Annotated in this window: 15 protein-coding genes; 7 read left to right on the plus strand and 8 right to left on the minus strand. The window is 49.3% G+C overall.

Annotated features, from left to right (window positions below; genetic code table 11):
* Positions 1-35 precede the first annotated feature (35 nt).
* The 4 genes from P2W70_RS03200 to P2W70_RS03215 all read left to right on the plus strand — a co-directional run bounded on the left by P2W70_RS03200 (position 36) and on the right by P2W70_RS03215 (position 4,487).
* Positions 36-992: a formylglycine-generating enzyme family protein gene (locus P2W70_RS03200; protein ID WP_276479979.1), complete on the plus strand. Its 957-nt coding sequence runs from the start codon at positions 36-38 to the stop codon at positions 990-992.
* A 25-nt stretch (positions 993-1,017) separates the two neighbouring features.
* On the plus strand, positions 1,018-2,352 hold the full coding sequence (locus P2W70_RS03205) for a Gfo/Idh/MocA family protein (RefSeq protein WP_276479980.1): 1,335 nt from the start codon (positions 1,018-1,020) through the stop codon (positions 2,350-2,352).
* Between the two features lie 211 nt (positions 2,353-2,563).
* Positions 2,564-3,460 carry a lysophospholipid acyltransferase family protein gene (locus P2W70_RS03210; RefSeq protein WP_276479981.1) on the plus strand — a complete coding sequence of 299 codons (897 nt, stop codon included), beginning with the start codon at positions 2,564-2,566 and terminating at the stop codon, positions 3,458-3,460.
* 4 nt (positions 3,461-3,464) lie between these two features.
* Complete coding sequence (locus P2W70_RS03215; RefSeq protein WP_276479982.1) at positions 3,465-4,487, plus strand: fatty acid desaturase family protein; 1,023 nt, start codon at positions 3,465-3,467, stop codon at positions 4,485-4,487.
* 114 nt (positions 4,488-4,601) lie between these two features.
* On the opposite strand, the gene P2W70_RS03220 is transcribed toward P2W70_RS03215, so the two are convergent.
* Together P2W70_RS03220 and P2W70_RS03225 are read right to left on the minus strand one after the other, a co-directional pair.
* On the minus strand, positions 4,602-5,441 hold the full coding sequence (locus P2W70_RS03220) for an ABC transporter permease (protein WP_276479983.1): 840 nt from the start codon (positions 5,439-5,441) through the stop codon (positions 4,602-4,604).
* Positions 5,419-6,354: an ABC transporter ATP-binding protein gene (locus tag P2W70_RS03225; protein WP_276479984.1), complete on the minus strand. Its 936-nt coding sequence runs from the start codon at positions 6,352-6,354 to the stop codon at positions 5,419-5,421. Before P2W70_RS03225 ends, P2W70_RS03220 begins: the two co-directional genes overlap by 23 nt.
* Positions 6,355-6,778: 424 nt before the next feature.
* On the opposite strand from P2W70_RS03225, the gene P2W70_RS03230 reads away from it, so the two are divergent.
* On the plus strand, positions 6,779-8,221 hold the full coding sequence (locus P2W70_RS03230; RefSeq protein ID WP_276479985.1) for an Ig-like domain-containing protein: 1,443 nt from the start codon (positions 6,779-6,781) through the stop codon (positions 8,219-8,221).
* 310 nt (positions 8,222-8,531) lie between these two features.
* On the opposite strand, the gene P2W70_RS03235 is transcribed toward P2W70_RS03230, so the two are convergent.
* The 6 genes from P2W70_RS03235 to P2W70_RS03260 form a co-directional block, all read right to left on the minus strand.
* Positions 8,532-8,825: a winged helix-turn-helix domain-containing protein gene (locus P2W70_RS03235; protein ID WP_276479986.1), complete on the minus strand. Its 294-nt coding sequence runs from the start codon at positions 8,823-8,825 to the stop codon at positions 8,532-8,534.
* Positions 8,825-9,439: a hypothetical protein gene (locus tag P2W70_RS03240; RefSeq protein ID WP_276479987.1), complete on the minus strand. Its 615-nt coding sequence runs from the start codon at positions 9,437-9,439 to the stop codon at positions 8,825-8,827. Before P2W70_RS03240 ends, P2W70_RS03235 begins: the two co-directional genes overlap by 1 nt.
* Positions 9,440-9,442: 3 nt before the next feature.
* Entirely contained in the window at positions 9,443-10,039 is a 597-nt protein-coding gene (locus P2W70_RS03245) for a hypothetical protein (RefSeq protein WP_276479988.1), read from the minus strand.
* Between the two features lie 98 nt (positions 10,040-10,137).
* A complete protein-coding gene (locus P2W70_RS03250; RefSeq protein WP_276479989.1) occupies positions 10,138-10,794 on the minus strand; it encodes a hypothetical protein in 657 nt (218 codons plus the stop codon).
* 22 nt (positions 10,795-10,816) lie between these two features.
* Positions 10,817-11,098, minus strand: coding sequence for a 2TM domain-containing protein (locus tag P2W70_RS03255; protein WP_276479990.1), 282 nt, complete (start codon positions 11,096-11,098; stop codon positions 10,817-10,819).
* A gap of 24 nt (positions 11,099-11,122) precedes the next feature.
* Complete coding sequence (locus P2W70_RS03260) at positions 11,123-13,393, minus strand: TonB-dependent receptor (RefSeq protein ID WP_276479991.1); 2,271 nt, start codon at positions 13,391-13,393, stop codon at positions 11,123-11,125.
* Positions 13,394-14,087: 694 nt separating this feature from the next.
* Between P2W70_RS03260 and P2W70_RS03265 the strand changes: the two genes are divergently transcribed.
* Complete coding sequence (locus P2W70_RS03265; RefSeq protein ID WP_276479992.1) at positions 14,088-16,553, plus strand: M14 family metallopeptidase; 2,466 nt, start codon at positions 14,088-14,090, stop codon at positions 16,551-16,553.
* A gap of 65 nt (positions 16,554-16,618) precedes the next feature.
* Positions 16,619-18,985, plus strand: a complete 2,367-nt coding sequence (locus P2W70_RS03270) for a hypothetical protein (RefSeq protein WP_276479993.1) — start codon at positions 16,619-16,621, stop codon at positions 18,983-18,985.
* Positions 18,986-19,070: the final 85 nt, after the last annotated feature.

Genomic DNA, 19,070 nt, shown 5'->3' on the forward strand with positions numbered 1-19,070 from the left:
ATTTTCTTATCTTTCGAGCATCTAAACATAATTGCGTGAAAAGACTGGCCCTATTCTTTTGCGGTGCTGCCACAGCGGGCATAGCAACGGCACAACAAAGTTCTACTTTCGAACCCTACGAGACGACGATCCAAGGCTCTTCGGTTTCTTTCAAGATGCAACCTATTCCGGAGGGACAGTTTCTGATGGGTAGCGGTGACAAGGAGCCCGGCAGGAGTGCCGATGAAGGCCCACAAAAAAATGTTAAGATATCTGCGTTCTGGATGGGCCGTTATGAAGTGACATATGATGAGTTCCTGTTATTCTTCAATGATGAGAATACCAGTCGCAATTCGGAGGTGGATGGTGTTACACGGCCTACGCCGCAGTACATCGACCTCAGCTGGGGTATGGGTAAGGCAGGTGGATTTCCGGTCAACAGTATGTCGCAGCGCACGGCGCTGATGTATTGCCGCTGGCTGTATAAGAAAACAGGCGTGTTTTACCGTTTGCCCACGGAAGCGGAGTGGGAGTATGCCTGCCGCGCCGGTAGCAATACCGCTTATTATTATGGCAACGATGCCAAGCAGTTGAAAGACTATGGCTGGCTGGCTGTCAACAGTAAGAACAAGTACCAGAAGGTAGGGCAGAAGAAGCCTAATGCCTGGGGACTGTATGATATGATCGGTAATGTGGCCGAATGGACGCTCGATCAGTACAACGACAAAGCGTTGGACAATCTGGCTGATGGGGCAACAGATCCTTCCTTATCGGAAGAAGATGTATATCCGAAAGTGGTACGTGGCGGTGGCTACCTCGACAAGCCGGAAGCGGCACGTAGTGCAGCCCGTGGCAAATCCGACCCTTCCTGGAACAAACGTGATCCGCAGATACCTAAAAGTAAATGGTGGCTGACAGATGGCATGCAGGTGGGGTTCCGCCTGGTAAGGCCGGCAAAAGCACCTACTGCGGAAGAAGCAGAAGCATTTTATAAAAAACACCTTGGTAACTAGATTGCTCCATCATAAAATAACAACCATGCACAAAGATGCACCCAACCAATCCTCCCGTCGTGATTTTGTGAAACAGTCTTCGCTCATCGCCGGCGGACTGATCGCTGCTCCCCTGTTTTCGAAAGCCAATTATTTTTCCGGCGCCGATGATGTGATCAAAGTAGCCCTGGTGGGTTGCGGTGGCCGCGGTACCGGTGCAGCCATGCAGGCATTGCTGAGCAAGCAAAATGTAAAGCTGGTAGCCATGGCCGATGCTTTCAGCGATCGCCTGGAGAAATGCTATAAGTCTTTGACGGCCGATTCCAAATCGGGCGATAAATCGGTGAAAGACAAGGTCGATGTACCAGCCGAAAGAAGGTTTGTGGGTTTCGATGGTTATCTCAAAGCCATTCCCCTGGCAGACGTCGTGATCCTGGCCACCCCTCCGGGTTTCAGGCCCATTCACTTCGAAGAAGCGATCAAGCAAAATAAACATGTGTTCATGGAGAAGCCGGTGGCTACCGATCCGGCCGGTGTGCAGAAAGTACTGGCTGCTGCCGAGCAGGCCAAGGCGAAAAAGCTCAATGTGGTAGTAGGCCTTCAACGGCATTACCAGAACAGCTACCGTGAACTGTTCAAAAGGAAAGACCTGATCGGCGATATCACTTCGGCACAAGCCTGGTGGAACAATGACGGCGTATGGGTGAATAAACGTCAGCCCGGCCAAACGGAAATGGAGTACCAGATGCGCAACTGGTATTATTTCGTATGGCTTTGTGGTGATCATATTGCCGAGCAACACATCCACAATATCGATGTGATCAACTGGTTCAAAGGTGGCTATCCCGTCAAAGCCCAGGGTATGGGTGGTCGCGAGGTACGAAAGGGGAAAGACAATGGTGAGATCTTTGACCACCACTATGTAGAATTCCATTATGCCGACGGCTCTATCCTCAACAGCCAGTGCCGCCACATTCCCGGCACCATGAGCAAGGTCGATGAGTTGCTGATCGGCACCAAAGGCAAGATCTACACCGGTGATGCCAATATTGTGAACTATAAAGGAAAGGTACTGTACCAGTATGACAGGGCACAGGAGAACAATCCTTACCAGACGGAGCACGACGAACTGTTTGCAGCGATTGCAAACGGACAATACAAATTCGCCGACGCGGAAAACGGTGCTAAGAGTACGATGACCTCTATCCTCGGTCGTATGGCTACTTATTCCGGACAGGTGATCGAGTGGGACAAGGCCATCAATTCGGGCCTGAACCTGCAACCCAAACAATACGATTTTGCGGCAGCGCCACCCGTATTACCCAATGCAGATGGCTGGTATCCAGTGGCTGTACCAGGTGCTACCAAATACGGTTTCTAATCGTTTTACCGAATAGTGACAAAAGGACCACCTCAGCGGTGGTCTTTTTTATTGGTCGTATACGGTTAGCGATGCCTGCCATAGGCTTCCGCATAGTGGTAAATCCTTATATCTTGTTAATCTGACAGTTTTTTGTTGTCTGTTTGCGGGTTAAACAGGTATAATTCCCCTATCTTTAGCGCAAACCTTTAAAACTAAACAACAAGCTACCTTGGCCAAGTTGAGCTATTATATAGCCCTACCCTTTATTTACCTGCTTTCTGTACTTCCTTTCCCTGTGTTATACCTGGTATCGGATTTCTTTTATTTTGTATTGTACCGTGTTATCGGCTACCGCAAGAAGGTAGTGAACAGCAACCTGCGTAATTCTTTCCCCGATAAATCCGCAGCAGAGATCAAAGCGATCGAAAAGCGTTTTTACCGTTATTTCTGTGATCTGTTTCTGGAAACGTTCAAGACGCTTACGATCAGCCCCGCCAGCATGCTGAAGCATTGCCAGATGGAGCCTGCGACTGAACAGCTTTTCAAAGATTTTGCCGCAAACGACCAGAGTCTGATGATCGTCATGGGGCACTATGGCAACTGGGAATGGGCTGGTAATACCTTCAGCCTGTTGTGTAAACACCAGTTGTATGTGATCTATCACCCCCTCTCTCATCCTTATTTTAACAACCTGATCATAAAAATGCGCACGCGATTTGGAACTAAGCTGATCGCGATGAAGGACACTTTCCGGGAAATGGTGGCTAACCGGTCCCATTTATCGGCCACGGCCTTTATAGCGGACCAGACACCGGCTCCGGACAGGGCTTTCTGGATGAATTTTCTGCACCAGGAAACACCCGTGTTTCCGGGAACGGAGAAGATTGGGCAGAAAATGAATTATCCGATAGTTTATGTTACCATCAGAAGAATAAAAAGGGGCTATTATACGTTTGGCGCAGATGTGTTGATGTTACCGCCCTTTAATAGCACACAGGAAGGAGATATTACAAAGGCTCATACGAAAAGACTGGAAGCGGATATTGTAGCACAGCCGGATACCTGGCTATGGACGCACCGCCGGTGGAAACACAAGAGACCCGAACATCAATCAATTTTAAAGTAATTAAATGTCAAATATGCTGTGTGGAAAAGAGCTGATCCTTGCTACGAAACCGTATGCCAAAGAGGACAGACGTAAGAGTTGGTTGTATACCTTATCAACCCTGGCGATATTGATTGCCACGCTGGCTGCTACGGTGCTGGTGCCGTGGTTGCTTGCCAAGGTGGTACTCAGTGTGATCAGCGGGCTGCTGCTGGTCAGGATGTTTGTGATCTACCATGATCATCAGCATCATACTATTTTGCATAAATCGGTGATCGCAGACGGGATCTTTACCGTGTTTGGTATTTATATGCTGGCGCCTACCAGTATCTGGAAGCGTTCGCATGACCATCACCACAAGCATAACTCTAAATTATTCAGCGCCAGCATTGGTTCTTTCCCGATTGCTACGCGTCAGAAGTTTTTGAGCATGTCGGCCGGAGAACGGATCGGCTACCTGGCTATCCGTCATCCGCTCACCATTGGCCTGGGCTATTTTACCATGTTTATGCTGGGCATGTGTGTAAGTTCTTTTCTCAGCAGCCCGCGTAAGCATTTCGATGCGCTGATTGCCCTGTTGCTGCACATAGGTGCCGCAGTGGCTATTTTTATGTTCTGGGGTTGGGATGCCTGGTTCTTTATGTTCTTCGTCCCTTTCCTGATTGCGTTTGCGCTGGGGTCTTACCTGTTCTATGCGCAGCATAACTTTCCCGGTGTTACTTTCTGCAGCAACGCGGATTGGGCGTATGACAAAGCGGCCCTGGAATCTTCCAGCTATATGACCATGAATCCCGTGATGCATTGGTTCACCGCCAATATCGGCTACCACCATATCCACCACCTGAATGCCAAGATCCCCTTTTACCGGTTGCCGGAGGTGATGGCTAAGTTTCCTGAATTGCAGGTAGCGCGTACCACTTCGCTGCGCCCCAGCGCTATTATCGCCTGTCTGCGCCTCAAGGCCTGGGACCAGGAGCTGGGTCGTATGGTTTCTCTGAAAGAGCTAGGTACAAAACGCCGCCGGAAGGCAAAGTTGGCGACCGCTTAATTGATTTGAACTGCCCGGCTGAAATAAGCAGGCTTGTTAAATAGTTGAACCCGATAGATCACGCACCTGTGCGTTGCCTATCGGGTTCTTTTTTATTGGCTGCCTGCTTGCAGCTTAGGACAGAATATCTTTTCTGCGGAATATATAGATGGAGGTGCCCAGGAAAAAAGCAATATGAAATAACAGTATACCTGCCGAGCGTGCCACGGCGCCATAGTTGACCGGGTTGTCGAAAAAGCCTTTCCAGCCCAGCATGTGGGAGGTAAACAAGAAGGGCTTTATCAGGCCAAACAAGGGCAGGTCGACCGTCGACAAGATGGTAAACACGATCACGATACTCATGGTGGCCACAATGGGGCCGATAGAGTTTTCTGCGAAGAGCGACAGGAAAAACGACAGGGCAGCAACCGTGGTCATGGCGATGGCCGCAAAACCAAATGCCGCAATGTAACGCCACATCACATCTGCCTGGCGGTGCAATATGATCTCCTGGCTTTTGGCGACGACCAGGTCGCCGACACCAAAAACAAGCATCGATAGGAACAAGGAGAGAAAGGCCATCCACACCAATAACAACAGCGTATATATGGTGCTTGCCAGGAACTTGGAGAGCATCAGCGAAGTTCTGCTGATCGGTTTGGTCGCCAGCAGGCGCAACGTGCCCATATTCGCTTCTCCCGCGATCATATCGCCGCCAATGAGGGCGATGAGCAGGGGCACATGTATCAATAAGGTCTGCAGGATGAAATAGCAAACGAAATAGCCGTTGGCGATCTTGCCTTCGATGGAGAAATGCGACCGGATCGATTGCAACAGCAGATCGATATAAGAATCGGCATCGACGTAAAGGGCCAGTTGGATCAATAACACGATCGCCGCGATCGCTGCAAAGGCTATATAGGTGCGGGGCCTTTTAAATATCTTGAATAGCTCAATTTGTAAGAGGGTCCACATGTCGGTTGGCAGTTGTTAAAGCAAGAAAATAGGCTTCCAGCGAGTGCTGCGGTTGCAGGGCATTGATGGCCGCGCCAATTTGTACCAGCTCGGTAGTCAGTGCGGGCACCTGCTGCTGGTCCATCTGCAGCAGGATCGAGTCGGCCGTTTGCTCCCTGATCAATGCCTGCCAACGGCTTTTGCGGATGGCCGGCAATACCGTCGCCAGGTTATCGATACCGACCCGGATGAGCATCCTGGAGGGGTCAAACAGTTCATGTACACCCCCTTCCGCTACTTTTTTGCCTTTGTCGATAATGATCATCCGGTTGGCGGTCATCTCGATCTCGTGCAAGAGGTGGGAGGAGACCAACACTGTTTTCTTACGCTGGTGACTAAGGTTGATGATCAGTTGCCGGATGTCGGCGATGCCCTGGGGATCAAGTCCATTGGTGGGCTCGTCGAGCATGATGAGTTGTGGATCGTGTACGAGGGCCACAGCAATGCCAAGCCGCTGTTTCATGCCCTGTGAAAAAGTCTTAACGGGACTGTTTACGCGATCTTTTAAACCAACCAGCTCGAGTTGATCCAGGAGTTGCTGCCTGGTAGGTCTGATACCACTCATTCGGGCGAACAAGGAGAGGTTCTCATAAGCCGTCAGGTACTTGTAGAGGTCGGGTCTTTCAATAACGGCGCCTACCTGTCGAAGTATGTCTTTCCGGTGTTTGTAGAGATCCATTCCAAATAGTTCGATTTTGCCGGCTGAAGGTTGTATGAGTGTCAGCAACATGCGAATGGTAGTCGATTTACCGGCACCGTTTTGACCAAGAAAGCCATAAACGTCGCCTTGCTCAACGGTAAATGAAATGTCATCAACCGCTTTCAGATCTTTGTAGCTTTTACTGAGGTGGGTAACCTGAATGATAGCAGACATAATGATATTGCGTTACAAGTTACAACCCAAATTGTTAGCGGCATTAAAAAAGAATTAGTGCGTGAAGTGTCGATTTGTCAATGTAGCATGCCAAAAAAAATGTCTCAATTACTTGCATAATCCAGGAGGTCGTTATACTTTTGCCTCATCTCCCACCATCCTCTGACAATTCCGTTACCTGCAAGACCACACGATTTCCAATCTTGCACCAATTTCCAACATCGACAACAGACTGAATTATAACCGTTATCAGGTTATTACTTATAGTATATTTTCCAATAGCTATGTGAGCTTGGAGTGGAGTCATATTCCCCCGATCGTATCCCCTTTAACCAACGTATTCGTATTCTCCTTCCTTTGAATGCCCCGATGAATGTTCTTCATCAGCTGTATCTCGATTATCTAAACTCTGAAACTTACATCAATGAAAGGAATTTCTACACTCCTTGCGTCCGCATGGATGCTCACTTCACTTGGGGCGACAGCTCAGGTAACTGAAAACTTCAACTCCCGTCAAGGCACTTCTCTGTACATGGTAAAACCACACCTCGAGAGCAAATGCTGGATCTTCAACAATTTTAATATCAATGATGGATACACGCCTGGTATCGAAGGCGATGGCGCGATGGTATCTACTGTTACTACCGGTTCTACCGACCAGTCCGTTGGTATTTTTTCTCAGGTAGTGGATGTACCTGGTTCTATCCAGGTGAAATTCAGCTACAAGCTGAGCGACGCGCTGCAGGCAGGTCAAACCCGGACGATCAAGATCTTCCTGGCTACTGCTGACCTGATCCCTGCAGGTGCTGAACTGGCTACGATTACACTGGATCAAAATACGCCGGTTGGCCAAACGATCAACTTCGACCAAAACTTTGGTCCGGTAGGTTCTGGTCCATACCGTGTTTACTGGCTTTATCAAGGTACTGGTGGCGACACCAAACTGGCGATCGATAAGGTTTATTTAGGAGTCCCGCTTTACTATCCAGCAGGTTGTAACTCAGCGCCCGTTGCAGTTGCAGATAACTTCAACGGCGCTGCTAACCGCACGGCTTCCGGCGACGTAACGCTCAATGACAATGACCCGGAATCTGAGTGGTTCGATGCCTACCTGACCGAGCAATCGCCCGATGGTGTTGTAGAGCTGCAAACCAATGGTCAGTTCACCTTTACCCCCAACGCTGGTTTCCTGGGCCTTTCCACGACCTTCAAGTACCGTATCTGTGATTTTGGTTACACACCTCAGTGCTCTGAAGAAGTAACTGTAGAGCTTACCTTCCAGGCTGCCACACTGCCTGTGAGTCTGGTAGACTTCAAAGGATTGTACCAGGACAACGGTGAGGTTGAGCTGAGCTGGGTAACTACTTTCGAGCAGAACAGTGATCGTTTCGAGATTGAAAGAAGCTTCGACGGTGAAAAATGGACAGTAGTTGGTACGAAGAAGACCGGTGAGAACTCCAGCGTCAGAAAAGCTTATTCGTTCATCGATAAGGTAGGTCGCAACACAGCTGCTAAGCGTGATATCTACTATCGCCTGAAGCAAGTTGACCTCGATGGGCGCTCTGCTTACAGCAAATTATTGATCGTTCGGGTGTACAATACCCAGGCGCTGAAGAGTGTGAGTGTGAGCCCGAACCCTGCGAAGAACGACATCGCTGTCAATGTGCAACTGAATGAAGGATCTTTCATCGTGATGAAAGTGTTGAATGCAGCTGGTACGGAAGTGTTGCGCAAATCGGCTAAAGCTGGTGCTGGTTCCAACAGCTACCTCATGGACGGTAGCAGCAGCCTCAAGCCTGGTATGTATGTACTGGAAGTAACTATCAACAGCAAAGAACGCATGGTCGTTAAGCTGATCAAAGAATAATTGGTTAGGTTTCAACAGAGGTAAGAAAGCATCCCCCCTGTCCTGCTTAGTATTACGGTTAGGATAAGGGGGGACTTTTTTTTGAAGGCAACATGACGTAGAGGCAAAGAATGCATCGGGGCATAGAGGCAATCGCGACATTCGTCGGGACAACGAGGGGAAGAAAGGTTACGAGTACCAAGAAGCGGATGAGGGCAGGAATAGGTGTACATGTGAAGTGCGGGGGAGGTGCCTGCCTGACAAATGGGGACAAAGACTACGGGGAATACTAAGTGGTTTTACAAATGCAGACCGGCCAGCGATGGCCGGTTTATTTTTTTACACCGAGGTAGGATTGCAGGTTGTTGACGTAATCTTCGAAGGCCTTTACCCCAACGGGGGTGATCTTACAGGTTGTCTGCGGATAATTGTCTTTGAATTGTTTGGCCACTTCTATATATCCGGCCTCTTTGAGCTTGTTGATCTGCACACTCAGGTTGCCGGCTGTGGCGTTGGTCTTCTCTTTGATGAAGGTAAATTCTGCTTCCTTCACGCTGATGAGGAGTGACATAACGGCCAGCCGGAGCTGTGAGTGTAGTATCGGATCTAGATCTTTAAATTCCATTACGCTGCGATTCTGTCTGTTGACTGCATCTTTTTCCTGAATTCACTTCTCAACATGTACCCTGGGATCAGGTAGCCTATTAATACCGCCAGTGCAGAGATCATCATATCATGCCTGAAATCGGTGGCCAGGAAGATACCCAACGCAGCAGCCCAGTTGACCCAGGCGCCCACGATCAACGGCTTGAATCGGATAGCGCTGCCATGGATGAACATCCAGAAAGCATACAGGATATAGAAATAGCCAAACGAAAAGGAATGATTGCCCAGGTAGGAGCCAGCCAGGATGGCCAACAAACTGATGAAAAAGGCACTTTGGATCTTGTTCAACAGTCCCTGCATATAAGTTTGCACCCGGTTGGTTCTGGCTTTTTTTGAGCGCCAATTGAAGGCATACGCTATCAATCCCACCACCAGCATACCCAGCCATACTTCTCCCACATAACGGCCATAGCCCATATATCCCATAATGCACGAAATGACGGAGGCTGAAAACAATAACCAGCCCCACAGCAGCCAGCCATCACCATTTTCCTGGTGTTCGTCTCTGGACGACTGGATCATCTGTTGTATCAACTGAAGGCTGTCTTCTCCGGATAGTTTATTCTCTTCCATTACTTATGCATTGTCTTTTTTGTACTTCGACTGCAGGATATACCCTGGAATGATCCAGGCAATCACTACTGCCAGCGAGATCATCAATAACTGGTAATCGTACGGAACAAAAGGGCCTACCAGCGAAAGCACCCAGCAGCCGATGCCGCCAATCACCAGCGCCCTGGTCTTGAGGATGACGCCCGACAAAAAGGTGGGCATTCCGTAAAGCGCCAGCAAGGCCGTATTAAAATACTTGTAGTATTCCTTGCCCATGATCTGCCCAAACATGAATCCAAAGAGGAACATGAGTATGGCGAATGTAATCCACACATAGGAAACGATCTCATCGGTATAGGTGCGTACCTTGTTTTGCTTTTTCCGTTTGCGGGCATAGATCAACTGGAAAATCAGTATTATCCACATCGTAAACCATACAACATAATGGTGCGCGAAGTGCATCCGCAGTAAAATGAACTGTGTAACACTGCACACAAATACGGCCCAACCCCACAACAGGTAGGCAAACCCGTTTTCGCTGTACTTGTTGCGCGCCTTGTCGATCATGGACTGGATGAGCTCAAGGCTTTGCGCGTGTGTAAATTCAGGTTGTTGTTCCATGCTGGCATTAATTATGGTGTTTAACCATGGGTCAAATATAAAGTTGTCCACGGCAAATCTGCGCAAGGCAGGCCGTGGACAATGCACATGATATACACTTAGTTGAACTGGGTCAGGAAATACTGCACCTGCGACTTGCCCCAGTGTGGGTGAATGTCTGATTCAGGTTTGGCCGTCTCGAATTTCTTCAGGGAAAGCTCGAAGAGTGTTTTGGCTTCTGCCTTGCTGCCGCCGAATTGCTCCGGTGTATAGAATTTATCCTGGCCTTCGAGCATGTACACGCGTGGGTTTTCAGGGTTCAGTGCCTTTGCTTTTTGCAGTGCTTCTGCTCCGATGGGGCCGTAGGTCATATACCTGTTCATGGGATCTACGGTGAGGCGGAGGGTGGCGATCATCTTTTTGAGGCAGTAAATATCGGAGTTTTCCTTGTTCAACGCCTCTGCTTTGTTCAGCAGTTCTTCTGCTTTGTTGGCAAGAGGATCCAGCTTTTCGCCGCCACCGCCACTGGATGGATTGCTCTGCATCAATCCGGTCATGATGTTACCCAGGGCCGCGTAGTAGTAGGGCAACCATTGTGTTTTTTCTGCATCGGCGATCCGTTGAAAGGCGTTGGCGGCTGTTGTCCAGCCTTCTGCAGAACGCAAGGTGTCGAGGCTGGCGACATTGGTCTGCATGGCCTTGGTATATCTTTCGCTTTGGGCGCTTGCTGCAATGGTCAGTACGGTGAAGGTTATGGCTGTGATGATCTTTTTCATATTGCTTTTTTTATGGAATGAGTTATTTGTTTTTATTCTGCATGAGTTTCTGGTATTCTTTTTCTGCCGCATCTTCTTTCGAGAGAACAAAGGCGCCCAGGTAATGGAAGATCAATCCAATACCCCATCCCAGCATGGGCCATACGGGCCAGGGCAAGCCATTGTGTTCGCGGTGCTGACCGTTGGCAAATGTATAGATGATCCAAAAGAAGGCATTGAAGACGATGTACGCTGCCAGGTGGTATTTAAAGCTGGCGCGGCGTTTGGCAATTTCCCATACCTGGGGATCTTTTTCGTTTTGCATATAGAATGTTTTATGTTGGTTTATTTAAAGATTGCTGTTGATGACTTCATCGCTTCTGTCAATACCGAAACTCAGGAAGCAGCCCAGAAAGAAGAATCTTTTGGCGGTAGGTACCACAGGCTCTTTGTGCATTCCGTTGGCGGAGTAATTGTATCCGAAGATCTGGTTGTTGCCGATCACGTTGTTGACTGAGAACACCCATACCGCAAAGCTTTTGGCTTTTTGGTTGCCGATATTGGGCAGGTAGTTGACACTAAAGCTCATGCTGTGGTAGGGGATGGTCTTTCCTTCATCTGCGATCGTGAACTTGTTGCTGCTGTTGTTGTACCGGATATTGTAGTAAGGTCTGCCGGATGCAAAGGTGTAGGAACCGTTGAACTGTGTTTTGAGTTTGGTGACAAACTTCTTCACGATCAGGCTGGCCGTATGGTTGGCAGCAAAGTTGGGCTGAATCGCATATGGGAAGTTGAGGTAATCACGTTTGGTATCCAGGTAGGAGTAAGAGATCCAGTAATCGAAATTTTTAAAGGTTTTGCGATCGCGCCAGAATATTTCGATGCCTTTTGCGTGACCAAAGCCACCACCACCTACGCTGTCGATGATATTGGTGCCGGCCGTTGAAAAGGTTTTAGTCAGCTCATTGTATTTTTTGTAAAAAGCTTCGAAACGCAGGGTGTAATCTTTGGTTACCTTTTGCAGGTTGAGGATATAGTGTGTTGCTTTGGTATAGGCGAGGTTATCGTATACGTAGTTGCGCAGGTAGAAGTCTTTTTCTGGTTTTTGATAAAAGACGCCGTAAGCCAGCGATGCTTGTGTTTTGTCACCGAGCTTGTAAGCGAGCGACAGGCGGGGAGCTATATTGGCTTTTTCCAGTTGTGAGGAGTGCTCTACACGGCCGCCGATCTTGGCTGCGAGGTCATTGGTAATATAGATATCGGTTTCTGCAAAGGCTGCTTTGAAATGATCGTCTGTTCCGGTGCGGCTTTTGGGAACGAACTGGTTCGTGAAGTCGTTCTTGTCACGGAAGTAGAGGTACTCACCACCCAGGCGCAGTACACTCAGGCCGGGGAACTTTCTTTCAAACACTGCTTTTACCTGCGACAGGCTTCCGTTTGATTGTACGTGGAAACTCTTGCCGCCAAACGGCTCGTCGACGATATGCTGCGGAACATTGTCCTGGTTTTGCAATTCATTATTGATCTTGTCGGTGTTCTCGCTATAGGAGGCGCCCAGGTTCACCCGCCAGTTGCGGCTCAGTTTTTCCCGGTACGAGAGGTTGGCGTATACATTAAAGTTGGTCAGGCCAAAGGCATTCTTCAGGTTAGCCGAATCGATATCTGCCCGGCGAACACCCAGCTGGTTGTAGTTGAAGTAACCATAAAATTTCAGCATACCTGTTTTGGAGGTCTTGATCCGGAAATTGCCTTCGCCATTGTGAAACTCGGGGGTGTGGAAGTTATCTACCCGTTGTTTGATCACCGCGAAGTAGGCGATGAGGTTGGTATAGTTGTAGTTGACACCCCAGCTGGCGGTTTTCTTTTTGTTCAGCTTTTGGTAGCCGCCATTGAGACCGACGGTGGAGATACCGAGGCTGGCAGATGTTTGTTCTGGCAGGTCGATGGATTCGAGGATTAACGCGGAAGAAAGTGCCTGTCCATACAAGGCTGAGTAACCACCAGAACTGAACACGGTTCCCTTGAACAGAAACGGCGAAAAGCGACCGCGTTGTGCAATATCTGGTACACTGCTGAAGAAGAAGTTGTTGACCAGGGTACCATCGATGAAGACTTTTGTTTCCTGGGCAGTACCACCCCGCACAAAAAGTCCTTCGCTTTCACCTACCTGTTGGGCGCCGGGTAAGGTTTTGATGGCGGCGGTGATATCTGCGTTGGCACTGGCGGTGGTCACTATATCGAGTGGGTTCAGGACGGTCGTTCTTTTGGTATCGCTGGCTTCGAAAGAGCCGGCGGTGATCACTACGGCTTTCAGTTCGCTGGGTTCTTCTTTCAGCAAGACATCGACGGTGATGGCATTACCGGTAATATTGATCTTTTGTTCGAAGAGTTTAAATCCGATGGAAGTGACCAGGATCGTTTGATCGCCCTTTTCTGATGTTTGGAAACGGTAGATACCGGTCGAGTCGCTGGTACCTCCATCGTAGGTGTCTTTAATGGCTATACTGGCGCCGGCGAGAACCCGGCCTTTGGCATCCTTTACTTTCCCGGAAACGGTGGTTTGGGCAGAACCACAGAGCCAGGTGAGGAGCAGCAGGATGAGTGGGAGCAACTTAATCATGTTAGCGGTAGTTTGTACAGCGAAGCTAAAGTAGTTTATATCATAAACCAAATGATGTTGTAAAGCTAATTGCCTTTTTCGGGGTTGGTTTTACACGAAACAGCGTATAAGTGGTTGATAATGATCGCAGAAAATAAGGGAATATTTTTTTTAAACGGAGACTCAGCCTATCGGCGGTCAGCTGGTTACATTCGTAATAGGGTGTGTGGAGGGTGTTTTACGACTAGTGTGAGCTCCTTCGTTTTTTTCCGATGGGGCTTTTACCTTGCAGGCGCCAGGTTAATTGAGTACTCTTGTGGTAACCCTCTTCCGTAGAAAGCCCTCATACCGTTCCCCCGGTCACTGAGGTGGTACATAGATGCTTGTTAGACTTGAGCGCAGGCTGATCTTTATGGCCTGATAACCCCCGCTTGACCTGCCAACAGGCAACCATTATAATCAATTAGTCCCGTACAAAATCTGTACTATGAAACACGTTTACCTGCTCACCATTCATTCCATCCGGACACGACACCGGCTTAAGGGTCATACCGTACAATACTGTCATCCTCCTTTTTATCGGTGTCTATAGGCTTTTAGTACACCCTGGTAATTATTGCAGCATCCTGTGCTGAAACGGTTCTGATACCGTAAGGGCAACTGCATGTCATTACCTAACCCCATCAACTCCTTAACGACCCTAATTGCTGTAGCTATGAAACCCTTTCATTACCTGATTGCCTTATCGTTTGCCGGGATTTCCCTGTCGGTCAATGCTCAAGCGGTCTATAGCCGTGTAGTGTTGAAAATACCGCCCGAAGGCTTGGGCTGGCTGGAAACGCAAGGCGTCGAATTTGATCATGGAGAAGTGAATAAAGAAGAAAAGACTTTTATTACAACGATCGATGAGGTATCGCTGGCCAATCTCAAAAAGGCTGGCATTGCCTATTCCGTGCTGATCGATGATGAAGCAGCCCGGTTTGCCAAAACGGCCAGGAAGGAGGATTTCTATAAACAACGTGATGCCGTGATGCTCAACGGCCAGTTGCAATTTGAAAATCCCTGCGGTTCACATTATGATCGTATTGCTGTACCTGCAGGCTTTATCAGCGGTTCGTATGGCGGGTATTATACCTGGCAGGAAATGCAACAGCGAATAGATTCCCTGGTGCATCACTATCCGCACCTGGTGCAAAAGATCATTTTGCCAACCCCTACGCTGGAAGGCAGGCCGCTGATCGTGGTGAAGATCTCCGATAACCCGGGTATCGACGAAGCGGAGCCGGAAGCTTTTTACACCGGCCTGCACCATGCCCGTGAAGGTATGAGCATGATGAACCTGTTTTTCTTTATGCAATACCTGGTGGAGAACTATGCCACCGATAACCGTGTCAGGGACCTGGTGGATAACCGGGAACTGTTCTTCCTGCCCTGTGTAAACCCCGATGGCTACTACTACAACCAGGTGAGCCAGCCAGGTGGTGGTGGTATGTGGCGTAAAAACCGCCGGCCCAACGGTGGCAGTCAATATGGTGTAGACCTGAATAGAAACTACAATGTTGACTGGGGCGTAACGGGTACCAATATCAGTACTTCACATAGTCCCGTCAATGACGCGTACGTTGGTCCGTCTGCGTTTTCTGAATTGGAAACGCAGGCTATCCGCGCCTTCTCTGCCACCCGTCATTTCAAGGTGGCGATCGATCACCATGCTTACGGTAACTATTATGTTACTCCCTACGGTCGTCCGGCTTTGCATCCGCTTACTGTGGCTGACCAGTCGTTTTATTCTTACGCTTCGGCCCTGATGTCGCGGTACAACGGCTATTTTACCGGCGATGGGATGGCTACGGTAGGCTATTATGCCGTAGGCAATTCACGCGACTGGCATATCTCCGGCGATATCGGTATGGGCACCAAGGAAAAAACCTATGGTTATACGGTAGAAGTGGGCTCGGGCAATACGGGATTTGGTTTCTGGCCCGATCCGGAGTATATCATTCCAATTGCGAAAAGCATGTTCTTTGCCAATATGCAGATGGCCTATATGGCGGGAGCCTATTATGAGTTGCAGGATATGCAACCGGTGGCGATCACCAGCTCAACCGGTTACTTCGATTTCAGTTTGCGGCGCATCGGGCTGACGGATGGCCCGGTGTCGGTTTCCATCGTCCCGCTCGAAAATATCGCGTCGATCACCAACAGCGTCACCGAAGCCAGCCTGGGTAATTATTTCGATACCGTGCAAAGGCGGATCGGTTATACTTTACCGCCCTTGCTGCCGGCTGGTTCTACCATCCGGTTTGTGTATGAGATCAGTGCCGGTGGCATCACTTTGCGGGATACGATTACCAAGCTATTGCAACCTGTTTCCTTGTTGTCGGACAATATGGAGTGGAATGCGAATGCCAGCTGGACTTTGTCTGGCTCCTGGGGCACCAGTAGTTCAACAGCCTACCAGGGTACGCGCGCGCTCAATGAATCACCCGGGGGAAACTATGGCAATAACACTACCTCCACGGCTACTTACAATCATGCGTTTGACCTGTCGGACGCGACTTCGGCCTACCTGTCTTTTTGGGTGAAGCACCGGGCTGAGAACAGTTTTGACAAACTGCAGGTGCAGGTGTCTACCGGTGGTTCGTATCAATCGTTGTGCGGGCAGCAAACGGTGTCGGAAGATGTTGGTACCCTGGGTAGCCAGCCTGCACTGACAGGTATGCGGGATGCCTGGACTCGTGAAGTGATCAACCTGCGCAATTACCTGGGTAATGCATCGGTGAACTTCCGGTTTCGGTTCACGTCAAACGGGTCGGGCGTACTGGATGGCTTTTACATCGATAATGTAGAACTCGTGAAAGCTACGTCGCTGGTATTGTCGTCGGGTACAGGAACCGCGCAGCCTCCTCCTGTCGATCAGAGCGTATCGGGCATACGGTTATATCCCAACCCCGTGCAGCAGGCTGTGTTTGTTCGTTTCAACAATGCTGTACGGTCGGTGGTATTGGTGAGGATTACTGACCTGGCAGGCCGGCAGTATGTTGCGCAGCAGGTGGAATTGCCCAAGGGTACTGTGAACCACCGCATCGAAGTAAGCCAGTTGCCGCCGCAGGTGTACCTGATCCACACCGGCAATGCCCAGACGGGTGAAACAGCCATATTCAAGGTGATCAAACAATAACGTTCATTGCGGGCTGCCCGGTGGGCAGTCTGCTCGGATTATTCAATAACCGAAAATCCATGCTCATGAAAACCAGATCTACTATCCTGATTGTTCTTATTTTATTACTACTGCTCTGGGGAATGACGGAGCGCGCCTCGGCCCAAACCATCGACCTCAGTAAAACGGTGGCCAATATCAGCACCAGCGGTAATGGTACCAGTGGCAGTGAAGGCAATATCCTGGAGTATACCATTGTCGCGAAAAACCTTTCGACCGGTAACTATACCAATGCGATCCTGTATGACAATATTCCGGCAGGTAGTGCTTACATTGCTGGCTCTACCACGTTGAATGGCAATCCAGTGGCCGATGCCAGTGGCAAGATGCCTTATGCCAATACCGGTAATGTGATACAATCTCCCGCTGCATCGCTCGGTACTTTGTTACCGAACAATGCAGCTACCGTGAAGTTCCGGGTACGGGTTACGGCCAACGGTGGCAACATCAATAATTTTGCAATGCTCGAGTGTAAGAGTGGTAGTACCACTCTTTCGCAAAGCTCCAATACTGTTTTCACCAACCTGGCACCTGATCCGCAGTGTACCATCGTCTATCAATCCACCGCCGAGGTTACCAATGGGTTGCCACAAAGTAGTCCCAGCAAACCTTACCGGTATATCCGTACTGTCAATACCACAGATGGTACAGCAGGCCCGATGATCTACGATGGCGCCAATGGCCTTTGTTTCGATGCCATCACCGGCAACGCCCTGGCCAACGGTTCTGTATTGACCTACGCCTCTGCGCTGGCCTATGACAAGAATACCAACCGTATCTATTTTGTCAACAACTATCGCAACAACTACCAGGACCTGAGTTATATCGATCTCAATGTATCGCCCGCTGTTGCGCGGCAATTCGTAGGTTACCCACTGGAAACAAACCTCAACGATGGCTACAACATCAACCGGATGTCTTTCTGTTCGGATGGGTATGGCTACGCCATTACCCAAAATGGACGTGACATTATCCGTTTTTCTATTAACCCGGTTACCGGCGCACCCATTATCAACCGACTTGGTTCGTTGAGCAATGATGCCAACAACGGTGCGAACAATATCCTGAATGAAAGTGGTGGTGATATTTTTGGCGACGGCTCGGGTAACCTGTACCTGATTGCCAATTCCAGTAAGTTGTATAAGATCAATCCCAATAATAAGGTGGCTACGTTTCTGGGTTCTGTAAGTCCTTTTCCCGGAACGTCCAACTCCATGGCGGTAGACCCTGCCGGTAATGTTTATATAGGTGGAGCTTACCGCAATGTATTCAATGTGAACCTGGCGAGTATGGGCGGCGTTTCGATCGTTAGTGATTCCTTGAACAATGTGTGGACCAACGGCGACTATACGAGTTGTGGATTTCCTGTGCTGGCGCCTGTCCTCGTGGCCAACAAGACCTACCATAACATCAATGGTCATTTGGGTGTTGTGGGCGGTGATACGGTCGAGTATGTGATCGAGGTGATCAATACCGGTAACCTCAACGCGGCCGGGGTGAAGTTGTATGATGCTATTCCGGCCACTACCAATTATATTCCCAATTCGACCAGGCTCAACGGTATCACAGTTCCTGACGTCAGTGGGAAAATGCCTTTTTCGTTAACTGGTGGGCGCCTGATCAACACGCTAGGTCAGCCCAATGGTATCGTAAGGCCGGGCGATCAACACAAGGTGGTGATGACCTTCCGCGTTAAAACGACGGCCAATAATTATGTGTGTAATCAATCGCGGGTGACGCTCTTCGATATCAATGGGAATACCATCTTTATCAACACCGACGACCCTACGCTACCGGGCGCAGGTGCGCAACCCACCTGTTACTATGCCAACGGGGTATTGCCGGAAAACAGTTTAACTTTTAAAGCCAGTTTAGTCGATGATAAATCTTTACTTCAATGGATCGTACAAGATGAAAATGGTGTCGATCGCTACGAGGTCGAGTATTCAATGGATGGAAAGGAGTTTAAGGCGCTCGGCAGGGTCAATAGCCAGGGAGACCTGGTAGGTACCCGCACCTATGAATTTGCCGACGAAGTAAATGTGGTAGCCGTGGCACGGTATTACCGGATCAAGGTATATGGTGTCAACGGCGGCAGCATGTATTCCTCCGTAATCCGGTTAAGTATGCGTACCCTGCAGGTGAATCGGATATTGCCGAACCCTTTCGACAAGCAGGTGACTGTACAATTGCAATTGAAGACGGCTGAAAAGGTGCAGTTCCGGTTGTTGGATATGTTTGGCCGGGTAGTCTATCACCAGATGGAGTCGCTGGGTAAGGGTGTGCATGCCCTGACCATTGAACTTCCGGCCGGCCTGGTGGGGAGTACTTACGTCATGCAGGTACTGGCAGGTAACGCTGAGATACATCAGCAGAAGCTGCTGAAGCGATAAGTTGTTTTCAGATGAATAGGGCTGCCACAGTGATCAACTACTGGTTGGTGGCCCGGTTACCAACAAAAAAGGGCGCCGCATGGCG

The organism is Paraflavitalea pollutisoli (assembly GCF_029360705.1).
GTDB classification, from domain to species: domain Bacteria; phylum Bacteroidota; class Bacteroidia; order Chitinophagales; family Chitinophagaceae; genus Paraflavitalea; species Paraflavitalea pollutisoli.